General features: G+C 67.5%; 17 protein-coding genes and 1 pseudogene. 6 read left to right on the top strand and 12 right to left on the bottom strand.

The window, feature by feature from the left end:
* The first annotated feature begins 2 nt into the window (after window positions 1–2).
* A complete protein-coding gene (locus tag IM787_RS08965; protein ID WP_193676278.1) occupies window positions 3–488 on the top strand; it encodes a glutathione peroxidase in 486 nt (161 codons plus the stop codon).
* Here the strand turns inward: IM787_RS08965 and IM787_RS08960 are convergent.
* Complete coding sequence (locus IM787_RS08960) at window positions 382–1,608, bottom strand: acyltransferase family protein (protein ID WP_193676277.1); 1,227 nt, start codon at window positions 1,606–1,608, stop codon at window positions 382–384. The genes IM787_RS08965 and IM787_RS08960 overlap by 107 nt on opposite strands.
* 150 nt (window positions 1,609–1,758) lie before the next feature.
* Here IM787_RS08960 and IM787_RS08955 point away from each other — a divergent pair, with 150 nt between their 5' ends.
* Together IM787_RS08955 and creD are read left to right on the top strand one after the other, a co-directional pair.
* Complete coding sequence (locus IM787_RS08955; protein WP_193676276.1) at window positions 1,759–2,640, top strand: LytTR family DNA-binding domain-containing protein; 882 nt, start codon at window positions 1,759–1,761, stop codon at window positions 2,638–2,640.
* Between the two features lie 132 nt (window positions 2,641–2,772).
* Complete coding sequence (gene creD, locus IM787_RS08950) at window positions 2,773–4,179, top strand: cell envelope integrity protein CreD (RefSeq protein WP_193676275.1); 1,407 nt, start codon at window positions 2,773–2,775, stop codon at window positions 4,177–4,179.
* Here creD and creC read toward each other — a convergent pair.
* The 9 genes from creC to IM787_RS08905 all read right to left on the bottom strand — a co-directional run bounded on the left by creC (window position 4,171) and on the right by IM787_RS08905 (window position 13,319).
* Window positions 4,171–5,610 (bottom strand): two-component system sensor histidine kinase CreC, encoded by a 1,440-nt coding sequence (creC, locus tag IM787_RS08945; RefSeq protein ID WP_193676274.1) that lies wholly within the window; start codon window positions 5,608–5,610, stop codon window positions 4,171–4,173. The genes creD and creC overlap by 9 nt on opposite strands.
* Window positions 5,607–6,317 (bottom strand): two-component system response regulator CreB, encoded by a 711-nt coding sequence (gene creB, locus IM787_RS08940; protein ID WP_193676273.1) that lies wholly within the window; start codon window positions 6,315–6,317, stop codon window positions 5,607–5,609. Before creB ends, creC begins: the two co-directional genes overlap by 4 nt.
* Before the next feature lie 19 nt (window positions 6,318–6,336).
* Entirely contained in the window at window positions 6,337–7,569 is a 1,233-nt protein-coding gene (gene glcF, locus IM787_RS08935) for a glycolate oxidase subunit GlcF (RefSeq protein ID WP_193676272.1), read from the bottom strand.
* Window positions 7,569–8,657 carry a glycolate oxidase subunit GlcE gene (gene glcE, locus IM787_RS08930; RefSeq protein ID WP_193676271.1) on the bottom strand — a complete coding sequence of 363 codons (1,089 nt, stop codon included), beginning with the start codon at window positions 8,655–8,657 and terminating at the stop codon, window positions 7,569–7,571. The genes glcF and glcE overlap by 1 nt, the downstream gene beginning before the upstream one ends.
* Before the next feature lie 64 nt (window positions 8,658–8,721).
* Window positions 8,722–9,645 carry an SMP-30/gluconolactonase/LRE family protein gene (locus IM787_RS08925; protein WP_193676270.1) on the bottom strand — a complete coding sequence of 308 codons (924 nt, stop codon included), beginning with the start codon at window positions 9,643–9,645 and terminating at the stop codon, window positions 8,722–8,724.
* Entirely contained in the window at window positions 9,642–10,496 is an 855-nt protein-coding gene (locus IM787_RS08920; protein ID WP_193676269.1) for an aldose 1-epimerase, read from the bottom strand. The genes IM787_RS08925 and IM787_RS08920 overlap by 4 nt, the downstream gene beginning before the upstream one ends.
* A 140-nt stretch (window positions 10,497–10,636) precedes the next feature.
* Window positions 10,637–12,181, bottom strand: coding sequence for an ammonium transporter (locus tag IM787_RS08915; protein WP_193676268.1), 1,545 nt, complete (start codon window positions 12,179–12,181; stop codon window positions 10,637–10,639).
* Between the two features lie 31 nt (window positions 12,182–12,212).
* On the bottom strand, window positions 12,213–12,551 hold the full coding sequence (gene glnK, locus IM787_RS08910; protein WP_193676267.1) for a P-II family nitrogen regulator: 339 nt from the start codon (window positions 12,549–12,551) through the stop codon (window positions 12,213–12,215).
* A gap of 30 nt (window positions 12,552–12,581) precedes the next feature.
* Window positions 12,582–13,319: a TorF family putative porin gene (locus IM787_RS08905; protein ID WP_193676266.1), complete on the bottom strand. Its 738-nt coding sequence runs from the start codon at window positions 13,317–13,319 to the stop codon at window positions 12,582–12,584.
* A gap of 218 nt (window positions 13,320–13,537) precedes the next feature.
* Here IM787_RS08905 and IM787_RS08900 point away from each other — a divergent pair.
* The 3 genes and pseudogenes from IM787_RS08900 to IM787_RS08890 all read left to right on the top strand — a co-directional run.
* Window positions 13,538–14,218: pseudogene (locus IM787_RS08900) on the top strand (magnesium chelatase domain-containing protein); the annotation flags it as partial.
* A gap of 140 nt (window positions 14,219–14,358) precedes the next feature.
* Window positions 14,359–15,480 (top strand): hypothetical protein, encoded by a 1,122-nt coding sequence (locus IM787_RS08895; RefSeq protein WP_193676264.1) that lies wholly within the window; start codon window positions 14,359–14,361, stop codon window positions 15,478–15,480.
* Window positions 15,481–15,837: 357 nt separating this feature from the next.
* The gene (locus tag IM787_RS08890; protein ID WP_193676263.1) at window positions 15,838–16,506 is read left to right on the top strand and encodes an MT-A70 family methyltransferase; all 669 of its coding nucleotides are present in this window, start codon (window positions 15,838–15,840) and stop codon (window positions 16,504–16,506) included.
* A 1,460-nt stretch (window positions 16,507–17,966) separates the two neighbouring features.
* Here IM787_RS08890 and IM787_RS08885 read toward each other — a convergent pair.
* Both IM787_RS08885 and IM787_RS08880 read right to left on the bottom strand, forming a co-directional pair.
* The gene (locus IM787_RS08885) at window positions 17,967–18,503 is read right to left on the bottom strand and encodes a hypothetical protein (RefSeq protein WP_193676262.1); all 537 of its coding nucleotides are present in this window, start codon (window positions 18,501–18,503) and stop codon (window positions 17,967–17,969) included.
* Window positions 18,504–18,512: 9 nt separating this feature from the next.
* A complete protein-coding gene (locus IM787_RS08880) occupies window positions 18,513–18,806 on the bottom strand; it encodes a hypothetical protein (RefSeq protein WP_193676261.1) in 294 nt (97 codons plus the stop codon).
* Window positions 18,807–18,969: the final 163 nt, after the last annotated feature.

The following is an 18,969-nucleotide window of genomic DNA, read 5'->3' as shown; positions in this document are numbered from 1 at the left end:
CCATGGCCACCATCTACGACTTCGAGGCGCAGCAGATCGGCGGACAGACCGTCGCCCTGTCGCAGTTCCGCGGCAAGCCGCTGCTGATCGTCAACACGGCAAGCGCCTGCGGCTTCACGCCGCAGTTCGGCGGCCTGGAGGAACTGCACAAGACCTACGGCCCGCGCGGACTGGTGGTCCTGGGCTTTCCCTGCAACCAGTTCGGCAGCCAGGACCCCGGCAGCAACGACGAGATCGCCAGCTTCTGCCAGGTGAACTACGGCGTGAGCTTCCCGATGATGGCCAAGACGAACGTGAACGGGCCCGAGGCGCACCCGCTGTACCGGTGGCTGACCGCCGAAGCGCCCGGCCTGCTGGGGTCCAAGGCCATCAAGTGGAACTTCACGAAGTTCCTGGTGGGCAAGGACGGCCAGGTGATCCGCCGCTATGCGCCGCAGGAGGCGCCGGCCAAGCTGGCGAAGGACATCGAGGCGGCGCTGGCGGCCTGACCGCGGGCAACCCGAACAGCGGCCGCAGCCAGCGGCTGCGGCGGATCACCGCGGTCAGCCCCCAGCAGCCGAGGATCGTCCCCGCCACCACCACGGGCGCTTCCAGCACCGCCGGCCAGCGCAGCGGCGCGAGCCAGAACACCAGCACGATGATCACGGTCTGGTGCAGGACGTACCAGGGGTACACCGATTCGTTCGCCCACGGCAGCCAGCGCCACGGGCGGTTCAGCAGCCGGTGCGCCCACCCGAGCAGCGCCAGGACCGTCGTCCACAGGTACAGGTCGGCCGCCAGCCGCGCGGCGAGCGTCGGCCCTGACGCCAGCGCGCGCAGCGTGAGGTACGCGACGAAGGCGGCGCCGGACAGCGCGAGCAGGTTCCAGCGCAGCCGCAGCACCTCGGCCCACCAGCCAGCGTCCACGCCGATCCACCAGCCGTAAAGGAACAGCGTGAAGTACACGGCGTGCAGCCAGGCGTCGCCGACCAGGTCGTGCGTCGGCGGGAAGTGCGGCCACAGCAGCAGCGACCACAGGGCGAGCGGCGCGAGGGGCCACGCCACCAGCCGCCAGCCGCGCAGCCGCAGGAAGGCCGCGTGCAGCCGCGCCCCCGCGCCCTGCCGCAGCCAGGGCAGCACCAGCAGCAGCGCCGCGGTGTAGAGCCAGAGGTAAGGCAGGTACCAGAGGTGGTTCCAGGTGATGCCGAAGTCGGATCCGTCGAAGGCGCCGCGCGGCCAGGGTCCGCCGCCGAAGTAGCGTCGCAGGAAGTCGACGAAGCCGGGTCCGGTGCTGCCGTTGGCGAGCGCCTGGGCATAAGGCTGGAACGGCACCACCACCAGCATGCCGAACGCGAGCGGCAGCAGCAGGCGCCAGGAACGCTGCCGCAGCAGGCCCGGCCGGCCCGTGCCGCCGCGCTGCAGGAAGCCGAACGCCAGCCCGGAGACGAGGAACACCAGGTCCATCCTCCACAGGTTCAGCGCCCGCATCGGCCACTGCAGCCAGGTGGCGGCGTCCGGGCTTTTCAAGTGCCAGTGCCACCCGGCCACGTAGTACATGGCCACGTGGTACAGGATGACCAGGGCGAAGGCGAGCGCGCGCAGGGCGTCGATGTCGTGGCGGCGTTGCATGGCGGTTCCGGGAGTCGCGAAGCGGCGCAGTCTGGCTTCGGGGCCGTGGCTCGCGGGCGGCGGCGTGACGGTTCGCGGGCACCGTGGGACGGACGGTGGCGCGCGGGGACGAATTCCGGCGGGCAGGGACCGTCCACTTAGACTCCGGCCATGTCCAGCACGTCCCCGGACTGGTTCGTCCGCTACCAGCCCTGGCGCCGCCAGGCGGAGATCGGCTTCTGGGTGGTCATCCTGGCGGCCGAGGTGGTCTTCAACACCTTCACGTCCTGGATCGACCTGCGCCGGGGCGGCGCCGACTTCCCCCTGTGGCGCCCGGCGGTCTGGGAGGTGACGAGCACGCTGGTGATCGGCCTGCTGATCCCGGCCGTGGTGGCCTTCGAGCGCCGGTTCCCCTTGCATTGGGGCACGCTGCGGCGCCACCTGCCGTGGCACCTGGCCGCGACGGTGGTGTTCTGCGCCGTCCACGTGGTCCTGATGATCGCCCTGCGCAAGGCCGTGCATGCGGCGATCGGCGACAGCTACCCGGTCAGCGACCTGGCCCGGGTGTTCGCCTACGAATACCTGAAGGACGTGCGGACCTATGCCCTGGTCCTGGTCGCGGTCTGGTCGTACCGGCTGCTCCTGATGCGGGTGCGGGGCGAAGCCCGGCTGCTGGATCCCCCCGAGCCGGCGGCCGGGGCAGCGCCGTCCCCGCCCCCCGGCCCGGCGCCACGGCCCGAACGCTTCCTGGTCCGGAAGCTGCGCAAGGAGTTCCTCGTCGCGGCGAACGACATCGAATGGCTGCAGGCGCAGGGCAACTACGTCGGGCTGCACGTGCGCGGCCACGATTACCTGCTGCGTTCGACGCTGACCGAATTCCTGGACCAGCTCGACCCGACGCGGTTCGCCCGGGTGCACCGCAGCTACGCCGTCAACCTGGACCACGTCGCCGAGATCGAGCCCCTCGACGCCGGCGACGCCCGGCTGCGGATGAAGGACGGCAGCCCGGTGCCGTGCAGCCGGCGCTACCGCGACGCGCTGGGACGCGGCTGAGCGGGCGGCGGGCGATCGGAACGCGCCAGCTGGCGCGCGCGAAGCCTGCGTGAAGCCCGCGTTCACGCAGGCTTCATCCGGCGCGCGCGGGCGCGTCCGAGCATCGGCTCTCCGAACGAACGAAGGAGAACCATGAAGACGCTGTTCGCCCAGTCCGCCCTCACGAAAGTCGTCGTGCTGGTGCTGCTGATCCTCTTTGCCGGCCTGCCGCTCGCGCGCATCGCCGGCCTCATCGACGAACGCGGCCAGAGCCGGCAGCACGCCGCGCAGGAACTGGCCGTCCGGCATGCGGGGCCGCAGGTGCTCGCCGGGCCGTTCCTCGTGATCCCCTACACCGAGCGCTGGGTCGAGGAGCAGCTGGACGACAAGGGACAACCCAAGGCCCACGTCCCCCGCAGCAAGCAGCGCGCGCACATCGTGTTCCCGGAACGCGCCGACCTGCGCGGCAAGCTCGACGCCCAGGAGCGTTATCTCGGCATCTTCAACATCCTGTTCTACGACCTGCACGGCACGCTGACCGGACGCTTCCCCGCGTTCGACCCGGCGTCGTTGCCGCGGACGGAAAAGGCGTCCACGCTCGAGGCGCAGCCGCCGGTGCTGGCCATGGCGCTGAGCGACCTGCGCGGCCTGCAGGGCGCGCCGGTGCTGCGCGTCGCCGGCGAGGGCGGCCGCTGGCAGCCGCGCGTGCCGGGCCTGCCGCAGGACAGCTGGCTCGCCGGCGGCATCCACGCGCCCTTGCCGGCGGGCGCGCAGAAGGCCTTCGACGCCAGGCAGCCGCTGGCCTTCGACGTGCAGATGGTGGTGGTCGGCCAGGAGCGCCTGTCCATCGTGCCGCTGGCCGACGAGAACACCGCGCAGCTCAGTTCCAACTGGCCGCATCCCAGCTTTGGCGGCGAGTTCCTGGCTTCGCGGCGGAGCGTCACCGACAAGGGCTTCGAAGCCCAGTGGTCGGTGTCGTCGCTGGTGAGCTCCGCACGCACGCAGCTGCTGCAGGCCGCGAAGCCGGAACGCGGCGCACCGGCGAGCGCCGCCATGGCGCTGGACAGCTTCGACATCAGCCTGATCGAGCCGCTGAACGTCTATGCGATGACGGAGCGCGCCGTGAAGTACGGCCTGCTGTTCGTGGGGCTGGTGCTGATGGCGGCCTTCATGTTCGAACTGTTCGCGCGGCTGCGCCTGCACCCGGTGCAGTACGGGCTGGTGGGCCTCTCGATCACGCTCTTCTTCCTGCTGCTGCTGGCGCTGTCGGAGAAGATCGCCTTCAGCCTGGCCTACGCGAGCGCCGCCGGCGCCAGCACGCTGCTGCTCACGGTCTACTTCAGCGCCGTGCTGCGCGGATGGAAGCGCGGCCTCGGCCTGGGTGTGTACGTGGGCGTCCTGTACGCCGCGCTGTACGGCCTGCTCTCCTCCGAGGACAACGCCCTGCTGCTCGGCTCGCTGCTGCTGTTCGGCCTGCTGGGACTGCTGATGCTGGGCACCCGACGCGTCGACTGGTACGCCCTGTCCTCGCGCACGCCGCCGGCGGCGGCTTCAGCCTGAGGCCAGGCGCGGCAGCGTGAAGGCGGCGCGCGCGCCGCCTTCCGCGCCGTTGTCGAGGGCCACCGTGCCGTGGTGCAGGCTCGCGATGTGGCGCACGAAGCTCAGGCCGAGCCCCGTGCTCTTCTTGCCCGTCGCGGGCCGCGCCAGCGAGTAGAACTTCTCGAACACCTTGTCGCGCGCATACGAGGGGATGCCCGGGCCCTGGTCGCGCACGTCGATGCGCGCCGCGTCGCCCTCGACGGCAAGCCGCACCCGCACCACCCCGCCGTCGGGCGAGAAGTCGATCGCGTTGTCGACCAGGTTGCCGAGTGCGAGGCGCAGCAGGAAGCGGTCGCCTTCGGCCAGCGCGTCGCCTTCGCCTTCGCGCACGATGCGCACCTGGCGCGGCGCCGCCGCACCGGCGGCCGCGGCCAGCACTTCGTCGAGCAGCGGGCCGAGCGCCACCGCTTCGACGCGCGCCAGCGAACGGCGCGTCTCCAGCAGCGTCAGCTCCATCATGCGGTCCACCACTTCCTGGATGCGACCGGTCTCGCGGCTGATGTTGCCCAGGAACTTCTGCCGCTGCTGCGCCGGCATGTCACCGTCCTGCAGCAGCTCGGCCGCGCCGCGGATCGCCGACAGCGGGCTCTTGAGTTCGTGCGTGAGCGTCTGCACGTAGTCGGCGACGTAGTTGCGGCCCGCCAGTGCGTCGCGCATCTCGCCGAAACCTTCGCGCACGATGCGAACCGCCTCGCGCGCCAGCGCCGCCGGTTGCAGCCGCCGCTGGGAGCGCACGTAGCGCAGGAAGTCGGTGAGCAGCCCGAAGGGCCGCGCCACCCAGATCGACATCAGCAAGGCCAGCAGTGCCACGCCGACGGCGGACAGCACGCCCACGTACAGCGTCTTGCGCCGCGCCTCCTCCACGAACCGGCCGAAGCTCTGGGTCGGCTTGCCCACCGAGACGGCGCCGACGATGGTGCCGTTCCACCGCACGGGCGCGCCCACGTACATCACGGAAGTGTTCAGCCGGTCCGGCACGTCGGCCGTCGTGCGCGCGCCGTACTGCCCGCGCAGGGCCAGCAGCACCTCGTTCCAGCGGGAATGGTCGGCGCCCACCGCCCGGCTCAGCGAATCGAACACCACGATGCCGTTGCGGTCCGTCACCAGCAGCCGCAGCTCCACCTTGTCCTTGGTCACGCTGAAGATGCGGGCCTCGAAGCGGCGGGCATAGACGGACGCGAAGAGGGGCCCGAGGCGGCCGGCGTCGATGACGCCGTCCCGCACGTCCTGCTCCACCAGGCTGGCGAGCAGCTGCGAGGTCTCCACCAGCGATTCCTCGGCCGACTCGCGGTAGCGCGGGTCCAGGTCGGCCAGCACCCGGTACAGCAGGAAGGCCGTGCCGGCCGTGTAGATCAGCAGGATCGCGATGAAGATGCGGCTGCGCTTGCTCATGCGCGCGGCGGCAGTTCTTCCTGCAACGCATAGCCCGTGCCGCGCACGGTGCGGATCGGCTCCACCTCCGGCGCCACCGCCTTCAGCTTGGCGCGCAGCGTCTTGATGTGCGCGTCCACCGTGCGGTCGAAGCTGTCGCTGGCCTCGTCCCACACCTGGGCCAGCAGTTCCTCGCGCGTGTAGACGCGCCCCGGCTTGCGCAGCAGCAGGCGCAGGATGCCGTACTCGTAGCGCGAGAGCTCCAGCAGCGCGCCGTAGTAGCGGATGCGGTGGCGCTCCTCGTCCAGCGCGAAGGGGACGGCCGGCGTCTCGGTGCCGGCGGGTGCGCGCGTGCTGCGGCGCAGGATCGCCCGCACGCGGGCGGCCAGCTCACGCGGCGAGAACGGCTTGGCCACGTAGTCGTCGGCACCGAGCTCCAGGCCCACGACGCGGTCGATCTCGTCGCTGCGCGCGGTGAGGAACAGCATCGGCACCTCGCTTCCGCCTTCCAGCGCCTGCAGCTCCTTGAACAGCTGGAAGCCGTTCAGGTCCGGCAAGCCGACGTCCAGCACCACCAGTGCCGGCCGTTCCTGCTGGAAGGCGCGGACCGCATCGGCGCCGGTGGCGCACCACGCGGGCGCGAAGCCGTCGTTCGCCAGCGCATAGACGATCGTGTCGGCGATCGCCGGTTCGTCCTCCACCACCAGGATGCGCGGCTTGCTCGTCATGCGCGCATGGTAGCGCCCGTCAGGCAGGGGGCCGCAGCGCGGCGTCCAGCACCTCGACCCAGTGCCGCACCGGCTTGCCGGTGCCGCCTTGCAAGTGCGTGATGCAGCCGATGTTGGCCGAGAGGATCGCCTCGGGCTCCAGCGCCTGCAGGTGGCCGAGCTTGCGGTCGCGCAGCGTGTGGGCGATGTCCGGGTGCAGCACGGAGTAGGTGCCGGCCGAACCGCAGCACAGGTGCGATTCGTTCAGCGCGATCCGCACGTCGAAGCCGAGCGCGCGCATCCCCTGCTCGACGCCGCCGCGCAGCTTCTGCCCGTGCTGCAGCGTGCAGGGCGGGTGGTAGGCGAACACGCCCGGCCGCGCCCGCACCTTGTCCTTCAGCACGGGCACCAGGTCCACCAGCAGCTCGCTCAGGTCGCGCGTCAGCGCCGAGATGCGCGCGGCCTTCCCGGCATAAGCCGCGTCCTCCTTGAGGAAGTGTCCGTACTCGCGCACGGTCACGCCGCAGCCCGAGGCGTTCATCACGATCGCCTCGACTTCACCGCGCTCGACGTGCGGCCACCAGGCGTCGATGTTGGCGCGCATCTGCGCGCGGCCGCCCTCCTGGTCGTTCAGGTGGAAGCGCACCGCGCCGCAGCAGCCGGCCTCCTTCGCGACGACCACCTGCACGCCCGCGGCGTCGAGCACGCGCGCGGTGGCGGTGTTGATGTTGGGCATCATCGAAGGCTGCACGCAGCCGGCCAGCATCAGCACCTTGCGCGCATGCGTGCGCGTGGGCCAGGCGCCGGCGTCCTGGCGGGCGGGGACCTTCTCGCGCAGGCGCGCGGGGAGCAGCCCGCGCACCGCCTTGCCGACCGCCATCGCGGGGCCGAACAGCGGTGAGGTCAGGCCCTCCTTGAGCGACCAGCGCAGCGCCCGCGACGGCGCGCCACGCGCCACCTTGCGCTCCACGATGCCGCGGCCGATGTCCACCAGGTGGCCGTAGTCGACGCCGCTCGGGCAGGTGCTCTCGCAGTTGCGGCAGGTCAGGCAGCGGTCCAGGTGCAGCTGCGTCTTGCGCGTGGGCTCGTGGCCCTCCAGCACCTGCTTGATCAGGTAGATGCGTCCGCGCGGGCCATCGAGCTCGTCGCCGAGCACCTGGTAGGTCGGGCAGGTCGCCGTGCAGAAGCCGCAGTGCACGCACTTGCGCAGGATGGCTTCGGCCTCCGTGCCTTCGGGCGTGCCCTGGAATTCGGGGGACAGGTGGGTCTGCATCAGAGCTGCGCGTAGAGGCGGCCACGGTTGAAGATACCGGCGGGGTCGAACTGCCGCTTGAGCCGCTCGTGCAGCGTGGCGAGCGCGGGCGCGAGCGGCGTCAGCCGGTGGGTCGCATCCGCGCGCGACGTGCGGAACAGGGTCGCATGGCCGCCGACGGCGAGCGCGGCTTCGCGCACCTGCGCGCCCTGCTCCGGCGTGACGCGGACCCAGCGCTGCGCGCCGTGCCATTCGACACAGGGCGCTTCGGGCAGGTCGAGCACGGGCGCGGTCTGGGGCACGGACAGGCGCCAGAGGTCGCGACCTTCCAGCGTGGTGAACCAGGGCAGCCGCTGCTCGCGGCAGGCGAGCCAATCCGGCGTGGCTTGCGCGGCATCCACGCGCTCGCCGCCCAGCGTGCGGCAGGCGGCGTCGACGGCGGCGACCGCGCCGCGCAGGCGCAGGAACAAGGTGCCGGCGCCACCCTCGGCGCTCCAGCGGCTCGCGTTCAGCGGCAGCGGCTGGCCGCCCCAGGCGTTCAGGCGCTCCAGCGCCTGCGCTTGCGACAGCTCGAAGCGCAGCGTCGCTTCGCCGGGCGGGACCGGCAGCACCTTCAGGCTGAGTTCCGTCAGCAGGCCCAGCGTGCCCATCGCACCGGCCATCAGGCGCGAGACGTCGTAGCCGGCCACGTTCTTCATCACCTGGCCGCCGAACACCAGGTGCTCGCCGCGGCCGTTGACGAGGTTCAGCCCCAGCACGTAGTCGCGCACCGCGCCGACGCTGGCGCGGGCCGGGCCCGAGAGCCCCGCCGCGACCATGCCGCCCACCGTGGCGCCGGGGCCGAAGTGCGGGGGCTCGAAGGGCAGCGACTGGCCGGCGCCGGCGAGCACCTGCTCCAGTTCCGCCAGCGGCGTGCCGGCGCGCACCGTCACCACCAGCTCGCTGGGTTCGTAATTCACGACACCGCGCAGTTCGCGCGTGTCCAGCAGCTCACCCTCGAGCCGCTCGCCGTAAAAGTCCTTGCTGCCGCCACCGCGGATGCGCAGCGGCCGCCGCTCTTGCGCGGCGGTGCGGACGCGGGCGATGAGGTTGGCGAGGGCGGGCTCCATGGCGGTGGATGTTACGTGCAGCGCGGGGAGATGCCCGGCCGGGGCGCGCTGAAATTTTCGCGGCTCAGTCGATGAAGAAATTGGTGGGCAGGCCGGGGACGTCCACGCGGACCGCGAACACGCAGCCGGAGTGCGGGAACGCTTCCAGTTCCTCCGGCGCACGGCCATGGCGCGCGGTGGTGAGGTACAGCGTGCGCAGGTCCCCGCCGCCGAAACACGGCATCGTCGGACAGCGCGCCGGAACGGCGGACTCCGCGGCGACCCGGCCGTCCGGCGCGATCCGCAACAGCCGCCCGCCTTCGAACATCGCCACCCAGTAGTGGCCTTCGGCGTCCACCGCCGCGCCATCCGGACGGCCTCCGTAGCCGGCCTGGCCGGGCTTCCAGCCGGCGGGCTTCGCGGGGAACGCCCGGAAGATGCGGTGCCGGCGCATCACGTTGGCGCCCGCTTCCCAGTCCCATGCGTGGATCGCGTGCTGCGCAGTGTCGCTCCAGTAGACCGTGCGCCCGTCGGGCGACCACGCCAGGCCGTTCGCGCTGGTGGCGTTGTGCGCCTTCAATTGCACGATCGGACGGCCGCCGTTGCCGTTGTCCGGACGGCAGTCCATGGCGTAGAGGTCGGCCTTGCGCGCGTCCTTCGGCTCATAGTAGGTGCCGGCCCAGAAGCGGCCGGCGGGGTCGGCCTTGCCGTCGTTGAAGCGCGTGTGCGTCCCGTGCTGGAAGCGCACCAGCGGCTCCAGCGGCCCGCCCCACCTGCGGGCGCGGTAGAGGCCGTCGCGCAGCGCCAGCACCAGCCCGCCGCTCGCCGCCGGCGCGATGCAGCCCGGCTCCTGCGGCAAGTCCCAGTGCTCCCCGGCGCCAGTGGACGGATTCCAGCGGCGCACCCGGCACGCCGGGATGTCGACCCAGTACAGGCACTGCTCGCGCGGGTGCCAGAAAGGCGATTCGCCCACCTGGTCCGGCGTGGCGACCGCCACCTCCCACTTCATCGCGCGGGTTCCACCTCGATGGCCATCTGCGCGACCATCGTCTCGCCCGGCTGCAGCACGCGGATGCCGAGGTCCTCGCCCGCCGCGCCGCCAGCCTGCAGCTGCATGGCGTTGTTCACGTGGCTGACCGGCTCGATCGCGACGAAGGGCCGCGTGGCATTGGTGAACACCACCAGGCGGGTGAGGTCCGACCGCACGCGCACCTGCATCACCGCGTCGCGCAGCTGCACCACGCCGTCCCAGCCGTCGAAGCAGTGGTCGACGTCGAGCGTTTCGCATTCCGCGTCCAGGCCCCCGGTAGGCACGCGGCCGGTCGGCAGCTTGTCGGGCCCCATCTCCCAGCGGCCGCCGGCGCGGAAGGCGATGCGGCTGCCGGGCCGCTTGGTGAAGTAGGGATGCCAGCCCAGGCCGGCCGGTGCGGGCAGCGGCGCCTGGTTGGTGATGGCCAGCGTGAGCTCCAGCCCCCCAGGCGTGAGGCGGAAGGTGTCGGAACAGTCGAAGGCGAAGGGCCAGCCGCTGTCGGGCCGGTGCTCGTACGCCAGCATCGCGGTGGTGGCGTCCTGGTCCAGCACGCTCCAGGGCCGCTGCCAGCCGACGCCGTGGATGGCGTGCGGCTCGTCGCCGTTGTTGCGCACCAGCGGGTGCTGCGTGCCTTGCCAGACGAGCTGGGCGTGGGCGATGCGGTTCGAGAAAGGCACGAGCGGATAGCAGCCCGACAGCCGTGCGTTCGTGAGCTGGGCCGCGGGCGTCGACCGCAGCACCGGCTGCCCATCCATCCACAGGCCCGCGATGGAGCCGCCCAGGCCGGGATGCAGCTCGCAGCGCAGCCGGCCGGCTTGCAGTTCGATCATGCGCTTGTCTCCTTGCGTCCCATTGTGCATGGGCCGGAGACAAAAAAAGGGGCCCGCCGAGGCGGGCCCAACATCCAAAGGAGATCCTTGCTTGCTCGTTCACTGCGCGCGGCGTGCCACCGCGCGCCGCGCTGCATGGGTCAGCGGTTGTAGGCGGTTTCGCCGTGGCTGCTGATGTCGAGGCCTTCGCGCTCCTCTTCCTCGGTGACGCGCAGGCCCACCAGGAGGTCGACGATCTTGTAGGCGATGAAGGCGACCACCGCGGACCACACCACCGTGGTCAGCACGCCCTGGAACTGGATCCAGACCTGGCCGCCGATGGAGTAGTCGGGGTTGACCTTGTTGGCCACGTAGTCGTACACGCCGGTGCCGCCGAGGGACGGCGAGGCGAACACGCCGGTCAGCAGCGCACCCAGGATGCCGCCGACGCCGTGGACGCCGAACACGTCCAGCGAGTCGTCCGCGCCGAGCATGCGCTTGAGGCCGTTGACGCCCCACAGGCAGATCACGCCGGCCGCCAGGCCGATGACCAGCGCGCCCATCGGGCCGACGAAGCCGCAGGCCGGGGTGATGGCGACCAGGCCGGAGACGGCACCGGAGGCGGCGCCCAGCATCGAGGCCTTGCCCTTGGAGAGCGCTTCACCCGCGATCCACGACAGCGTGGCGGCGGCGGTGGCGACGATGGTGTTGACGAAGGCCAGGGCCGCGACGCCGTTGACTTCCAGGTTGGAGCCGGCGTTGAAGCCGAACCAGCCCACCCACAGCAGCGAGGCACCGACCATCGTGAGCGTCAGGCTGTGGGGCGTGAGCGATTCCTTGCCGTAGCCCAGGCGCTTGCCGATCACGTAGGCGCCGACCAGGCCGGCCACACCGGCGTTGATGTGCACCACGGTGCCGCCCGCGAAGTCGAGCGCGCCCTTGGCCCAGAGCCAGCCGGCGGCAGCCGTCACGGTCTCCAGCGAGGCAGCGTCGGTGATCGCGTCCGGGCCGTCCCAGTACCACACCATGTGGGCGACCGGCAGATAGGCGAACGTGAACCAGATCGCGCAGAACAGCAGCACCGCGGAGAACTTGATGCGCTCGGCGAAGGCGCCGACGATCAGCGCGCAGGTGATGGCGGCGAAGGTGGACTGGAAGCCGACGAAGGTCAGTTCCGGGATCACCACGCCCTTGCTGAAGGTGGCGGCGATGGAGTCGGGCGTGATGCCGGACAGGAACAGCTTGCCGAAGCCGCCGATGAAGGCATTGCCGCTGGTGAAGGCCAGGCTGTAGCCGTAGATCACCCACAGCACCAGGATCATGGAGGCGACCACGAAGACCTGCATCAGCACCGACAGCATGTTCTTGCTGCGGACCAAGCCGCCGTAGAACAGCGCCAGGCCGGGCAGGATCATCAGGAAGACCAGCACGGTGGAGGTGGTCATCCAGGCGGTGTCGCCCTTGTTCGGGACGGGCGCGGGAGCGGCGGCAGCAGGAGCCGGGGCCGCGGGCGCTGCGGTGGCGGCAGCAGCCGCCGCGGGTGCAGCGGCAGCCGCCGGTGCGGCGGGCGCCGCGGGTGCGGCTTCCGCCGGCGCGGCGGTGGTGGCGGCAGCGGGTGCCGCGGGCGTGGCGGGGGCCTGGGCGACGGCGGCGCCGCCGGCCAGCAGGCCGAGGGCCAGGCCCAGGGACGCGAGAAGTTTCCTCATGTCGGTGCTCTCTTGGTGGATATTGAAATGCTCAGAGCGCTTCTTTGCCGGTCTCGCCGGTGCGGATGCGGACGACTTGCTCCAGGTCGTACACGAAGATCTTCCCGTCGCCGATCTTGCCGGTGCGGGCGGCGCCCTCCACGGCTTCGATGACGCGTTCCACGAGGTCGTCGGACACCGCCGCTTCGATCTTGACCTTCGGCAGGAAGTCGACGACGTATTCCGCGCCGCGGTACAGCTCGGTGTGGCCCTTCTGGCGACCGAAGCCCTTGACCTCGGTGACGGTGATGCCCTGCACCCCCATGCCCGAGAGCGCTTCGCGCACTTCGTCGAGCTTGAAGGGTTTGATGATGGCGGTGACGAGTTTCATTGGTGGCTCCTTTGGAACGCGGCTCCGGTCTCAGAACCCGTACTTCACGCCCAGCACCACGCCGGAGCGGCCGAGGTTGCGGCCGCTGGGTGCCAGGTACACGTCGGTGTCGGTGTCGACATAGGCCAGCGAGGCGGTCAGGCCGTTGCCGAAGTCCTTGCCCAGGCCGATGGACCAGTCGGTATAGGAGGCGGCGGAGTTGTTGCGCACGCGCTGGTGGCCGACGTGCGGCGTGACCGTCAGGCCCCAGAAGCCGGTGTCGAACGTGGCGCTGAGGTCCAGGTAGCCGCTGTTCTTGCTGTCGGCGAAGCCGAACAGGTTGGTGGTGGAGTGCGAGTACTTCAGCGTCGCGGGGCCCCAGGTGCCGGCGATGTAGACCTCGGTGGTGTTCGGGTTCACCGGCAGGCTGGAGTTGGGATACAGGTAGCGCAGGACGCCGACGTCCATGCCGAAGTCGCCGAAGGTCGTCTTGTAGCCGCCGTAGACGTCCACTTCCACGCTGGCGTCGCCGCCCGCGTCCTCGATCCAGCGGATGCTGGAGGCCCAGGTGCCGATGTAGAAGCCGCTCTTGTGGCTGAAGTCGGCGCCGCCCTGGATGGCCGGGCGCAGGCGCGACTGCGAGATGCCGCGGTAGCGGTAGTCGGTGACCGCGCCCACGTTGAAGGAGTAGGTGTACTCCGGCTCCGGCGCCGAGGTGCGGGCCTGCGCCATCACGCCCCCGGAAGAAAGGAGGGCGATGGCGGCCAGGGCGACAAGTTTCCGTTGCATGAAGTGATCTCCGTCTGTTTGGGGTGGTCCTGCACACCCGTTAGCAGGACGTGTGCCAGCCGTCTGCCGGATGGGAGAGGGCGTCCGCGACGGCCCAGGCCGCCCCGTTAAGCCGGAGGAGGCCTGCGCGGCCATTTCGCCGCACCATGGCGGTGCCGCACTGCGCCGTTCGCGCGCATGCCCCCCGCCGATGCACCCGAACAGGGAGGAAGGACGCCATGAGCCTGTGTTTGGTGCAAAGCCGCACGCTGGTCGGGCTGGAGGCCGCCGCCGTCACGGTCGAGGTGCACCTGGCCAACGGCCTGCCCAACTTCATGCTGGTGGGCCTGGCCGACACCGAAGTGAAGGAGGCGCGCGAGCGGGTTCGCGCCGCCTTCCTCACCTGCGGCCTGGAGTTCCCGCACAACAAGAGGATCACGGTGAACCTGGCGCCGGCGGACCTGCCCAAGGACTCCGGCCGCTTCGACCTTCCGATCGCGCTCGGCATCCTGGCGGCCAGCGGACAGGTCGACGGCGCCCGGCTGGCCGGCCACGAGTTCGCGGGCGAGCTCTCGCTGTCCGGCGAATTGCGGCCGGTGCGCGGCGCGCTCGCCACCAGCGTGGCCCTGCAGGCGGCCGGCGTGCAGACCTGCCTGGTGCTGCCGCCCGGCAGCGCGGAGGAGGCCGCGCTGGTGCCGGGTGCGCGCGTGGCGCGGGCGCGGCACCTGCTGGACGTGGTGCGGCACTTCGCGCCGGCGGGAGAGGCGATGGAGCCGGACGGTGACGGCTGGTGCGTGCTGCACGCGATGGCGCCGCGGGTGGCGGCGCTCTATCCGGACCTCGCCGACGTGAAGGGACAGGCCGCGGCGCGCCGCGCGCTGGAGATCGGTGCGGCCGGCGGGCACAGCTTGCTGAGGGTGTAAACGAATACACCCGAGACGGTTGTGACCGTGCTGCAGGCTGTTGGCATGATCCGATAGGGCTTCTCAACGGCAGTTGGGCGTCAGCTTGCCCGGGCGCGGGAGGGGTGCCTGTCCAACAACAACGGTAGGGGATTTCAATGCTCAATCTGAGCCGCCTCAGCACGTCGCTCACCAAGCACGGTGCGCACAAGATCGCTTTGCTCATCCGGGATCACGATCCAGACAAGGTTCTTTCCCTGTTATGGGGAAAGGTGCCGGGCATCAACATCGAAGAGGTCCAAGCGCGAAAGAACCTGTCGGCTGGCACGACCGGTCTTACAGTTCCCTCAGTGTGGAAGGAAGCGAAAGCGCGGGGCTCTGAGACCATCAACGCACTGGTCCTGATCGCGATCATCTTCAGCCATCACACGCTGATTGCGGCGATGCGGCAGGGGGCGAAGTCCGACTTCACCGGACGCATCACGAGGGATGTGGAACTTGATGGCAAGGCGTACACGAACTTCGCGCACACGCTGGAGGAGCTTGGATACAGCACCAAGCACACGCAGCAATACGTGGACTTCGACCTTCAACGCCTATTCAAGATTCCCGACTTAAACAGTCTCGCCTTGACCCTGCTGGCGCTGAAGATGAAGACGGCGGGATGGGATGGCACCGGCGACTTGAAGCAGCTTTTGATTGATAACGGTTTCCATGAGGTTTTCGCGACCGACGAGGACCAGTTCGAAGCTTGGCTCTCCAGCGGAAAGCTGACCGCCCCGTCCTTTGAAGATGCCGATTACTTTCTCGACGCCGCAAAGGACTCCGCACCTGCTGGCAAGTACAAGTTCAAGGCCGGTCACAAGACGAAGCAGACCGGTTCAGTGAGCGTGAAGTCGCCCCTCACGAAGAAAACTGCCCAACTCCTGCACAACTACATCCAGAACAAGTTCGATGAACAACTGGTCGCTATCCACGGGCGGGACTGCGTCGGCTGCGAAGTCGCCACGGGCCTTGGTACTTCAATCGACGTAGTCGTCGAGACAGCGAAGCTCCGTTGGTTCTATGAGATCAAAGTCGGCAAGACCCTCAAGGCGTGCATCCGACAGGCCATCCCCCAACTGCTGGAATATGCGTACTGGTCGGCGGAGCCGGTCAAGGTTGACAGGCTTGTAATCGTGGCAGTACACAAGCTCGACAAGCAATCGGAGACCTACTTGCAGAAGCTGCGGGACGATTTCAAGCTGCCGCTCTACTACGAGCAATTCGTGGACGCATAGGCACGCAACAACTGGTCGCAGCCGCACCTCCACGGTAGAATGCTACCACACTACCCTGCTACCGACCTACCTGGGTAGTTTCACCACTTGCTACCAACCTACCTTGGTGGCATGCTATCTACCTTCATGCAATCAGCCGAGGCCACCACAAAGCGCCGGAAAGGTGCAACCTCCTCAAGAGCAGGCGCTGACCTGGCTGCTCAGGAGGAGGTCATTCAAACGAGCTTCCGTCTTCCTCGGAGCCGGTGGACGAAGCTACAGCGGCTCTCCATCGAGGAGAGGCTGACCGTTCAATCAATCATCATCACGGCGCTTGAGAACGAGTTTGCACGCCGTGGGCAGAAGTTCTAAGGAAACATGAAAACCCGCACTGATGAAGCCGCCAACCAAGCATCGGCAGACTTCGAAAACTTCATCGCAGGCCGGAAGTTCAAGACGATTCTTGCTGATCCCCCGTGGCAGTTCCAAAACCGGACCGGGAAGGTTGCTCCCGAGCACAAGCGCCTGAATCGCTATGGGACTATGACCTTGGACGATATCAAGGCACTGCCCGTCGCCAATGCGGCTGCAGACACTTCACACCTGTACCTGTGGGTCCCCAACGCTCTCCTGCCGGAAGGTCTGCAGGTCATGGAGGCTTGGGGCTTCAAATACAAAGCCAACGTCGTTTGGCAAAAGATTCGGAAAGATGGCGGACCTGACGGGCGAGGCGTCGGCTTCTACTTCCGCAATGTGACCGAGATTCTTCTGTTTGGCACCCGGGGCAAGAACGCCCGGACGCTAAAGCCAGGGCGGAGCCAAGTGAACATCATGTGCACGCGCAAGCGTGAGCATTCGCGAAAGCCCGACGAGCAATACCCGCTAATCACGTCCTGCAGTCCTGGTCCGTTCCTTGAGATGTTCGCCCGTGGAGAGCGCGAAGGTTGGGCGATCTGGGGAAATCAGGCCAACGAGGATTACAGGCCCACGTGGGACACCTATGCGAATCATTCCCAGCGGCACCTCACCGACTTGGCGGAGGTTTAAGCCGGATCGCCGGAATTGGGAGGCCCAGCCTCAAAGGGGCTGCCGTTCCTATACAAGGCGATAGAATTCGGCTCATGGACTAAGCAATCTCGCGCGGAGAATCAAATTCGCCCTGTCGTTAACCCCCGGAAAGCTACGTTAGTTGTTGCTCACTTACGAGCTTTCCGGTATAATGGGACATATACGCTGGAATTACGCATTCCGACGTGAAGGGAGCCAGCGGCTCCTTTTTTGATGGCCAATCCCCCAGCAGGGACGGCGGTTGGAACATCAGGACGCCTTCCCAGAGAGTAGGACCTTAACCCGGTGGGGCGGAGGCGGCATTGCCGTTTTCGTATGTGTCTGACAAGCGCGGGGAAGTACAGCAGCGCGTCCGGGCAAAGCGCGGTTCGGCCCGGTAGTTCAGATTTGAGGCAAGCGCCGGTGGTTCCGGTGACTACACGTCCTCAAATTTCACTACGCCTACAGATAGAAGAACTCAGAGAGTGCAGGACGGCCTTAAAAACGTGTGGATGCACGGGCCGGGTGGCTTGTCCCCTAATGCAGCCTGTCGGTGGACCCCGAGCTTTACGGGGCTTCAAAATCCACTGTGGAACGAATCTTCGCCCTGAATGGTAGTGACATGCAGAGCATGTGAATCAGTCAAGTCCAGTCCACGATAGCTGTTGCACAGATGCATTTCACCGATGCACGGAGGCACTTAACGGTTATCTATGGGGACTGGGCTGAAGCTGCTGCATGGTCAATCGCGCAGACATACAGGCATAGACGCCCTAAGACAAGCTGGCGCATAGACGCGCTCTTCATCGGCTCAAGTCGAGCCACCTAATCACTTCACAGCTTCTCCAGCAGCCCGCTAACTGCGCAGGCGGTTGGTGCATCGCTATTTCGGGACCATAGCCCCAACAACAACGACACAAAGGAGACAACAACAATGACTCGTCACGAACTCACCGCACTCACCTATACCGAAGCCGACCTCGCCCTGTGGCGAATCAAGGGGCTGCTGTCGGAGAGCCTCCGCTATGCCGAAATTTGCCACATCCTGAATAGGGAGGGATACAAGACCATCCGTGGACGCGAGTGGACAGAGAACAACCTTCGAATTCTGATGTTCCGTCTCCGCAATGGTGTGCGGACCTTCTACGCTGCAAGCAAGAGGCGCGTAGGCTTGTCGCTTACTCCAGTGCAGTAAAGCACTGGTAATGAGACACACCTTTGCGGTGTGATCTGATGAATGCGTGGTCCGCGAAAACGAGTGATGCTCCCGCATGACCTTGCCGTGCGGTGGAACTCCGCGGCCTCGCAGACCAGAGCGCCTCGCTTGGAGAGGCGTTCAGCAAGTAGCGTTTCTGTTTCGCGAGAGCCAACTGAGGTGGCGGCGACGCCAGCACCAACTGGTGTGCACCGGCAACGTGTCTGCGTCACCTAAGCGCGAGCCATGAGGTTGCTCTGCGACGTTAGACCTTTCTTTCTTTCTCTACGCTGGCCAGCTTCGCCTCGATCTCCTTGATTTTGGCTGAGAGGTCTTTCAAACCATCAGCCACACTCTCGGCACGGCCCGCGAGGAAAAAGTTCGCTTCGGATGCTGCTGCCAGGGTTCCCTTAGCTTTCTCTTCCAACGATCTAAGCTCGGCCAACTCATCTCCGCTCCGGCCCCAAAGCATACGCATCCACGGGGTCCGTTCGAATAGCTCACCTCCACCGGCGAATTGGGGACTATGCAGAACCAGCGGCTTCCCCTCGACTGTCTGCCCCGACCTTTCCAGGTCCTTCATCAACCGCATGACTTCGTCGATCTTATCGAGTTCAGCCTTTATGTCTGCTACTGCGCCGCCGCGCAGCTTGTTGACTACGTCTGCCGCCGCTTGAGAGCCTGTGCCATGCATCTCAGGTTCTCTAAGCTGCTCGGGGACAGTGGACGACATGGCCATCCTCACCCCAAGCACCGCGAAAAATCCCAGGAGAGTCAGGCTAAATAGAAAGAGCGCCAGCATTGGGGTCTCCTAAAGATGACCTGGTTTGGCGAGTCGTTGATGATGGATGGCCAACCACAGGGACATTCCGCCCAGCACGAGGATGTACACCACTATATAGACCGGGTAGGCCCAGCTTGGTTCGCACTTGTCCAGCCCCAAGAGCAACGCTGCTGCGAAGCCGTAGAAGACCCCATGCACCGCAATCTCCTGGAGCCAATGAACTACTGCCGGGTTGTTTAGCCATTTGCGCCAAGGACGAAGGATTGCAGCTCCAGCGCCAACACCAACTGCCGCAAGCATCAAAACGATCAACGTAGCCACGTTAACGTTCATCGTCGTTGGAAAGCACGTCATTCCAAGACTTTACCCGAGCAAGCTGAGCCTCCAACCGAGTTCGATTTAGGTATGCCTCAGCCGAACCTTCCAAGGTGTTCGTTTTGTTGGTTCGATAAAAACCCTTGCACGACCCAAATCGAACCCTCAT

Origin of the sequence: Ramlibacter pallidus, assembly GCF_015070875.1 — a bacterium.
GTDB classification, from domain to species: Bacteria; Pseudomonadota; Gammaproteobacteria; order Burkholderiales; family Burkholderiaceae_C; genus Ramlibacter; species Ramlibacter pallidus.
This window is presented reverse-complemented; position numbering and strand designations above follow the sequence as displayed.